The sequence below is a fragment of the Olavius algarvensis spirochete endosymbiont genome, from assembly GCA_900608495.1.
Taxonomy (GTDB): domain Bacteria; phylum Spirochaetota; class Spirochaetia; order DSM-2461; family DSM-2461; genus UBA2779.
The window spans coordinates 1-345 of record UWYT01000138.1 but is presented as its reverse complement, the minus strand read 5'-3'; the positions used below and the strand labels follow the sequence as shown (position 1 = coordinate 345).

2 protein-coding genes are annotated in these 345 nt (G+C 57.4%); both read left to right on the top strand.

Features of this window, described 5'->3' with window-relative positions; translation table 11 throughout:
• Positions 1-194: hypothetical protein (locus tag S1OALGB6SA_RS03525; RefSeq protein ID WP_503465867.1), on the top strand; the 194-nt coding region annotated here is incomplete at its 5' end.
• An 8-nt stretch (positions 195-202) separates the two neighbouring features.
• On the top strand, positions 203-345 hold a 143-nt coding region (locus tag S1OALGB6SA_RS10885; RefSeq protein WP_195910278.1), incomplete at its 3' end, for an SBBP repeat-containing protein.

The following is a 345-nucleotide window of genomic DNA, read 5'->3' as shown; positions in this document are numbered from 1 at the left end:
AAAGCAACCACCGCATCCGGGAAATCACGCCGACGGGGGTGGTAAGTACCTTTGCCGGCAGTGGCACAGCGGGTTTTGCGGAGGGTGCCGCCAACACGGCACAGTTTAACGACCTCACCGACGTGGCTGTGGACTCATCCGGCAATCTCTATGTGGCAGATACTGGCAACCACCGCATCCGGCAGATAGAATAGAAGATAGAATGGTAAGCATCATAGCTGGCAGTGGCGAGCGGGGTTTTGTGGATGGCTCCGGCGCAGAAGCACAGTTTGACCACCCCCACGGAGTGGCTGTGGATTCATCCGGCAATGTCTATGTGGCAGATACTGGCAACAGTCGCATCCG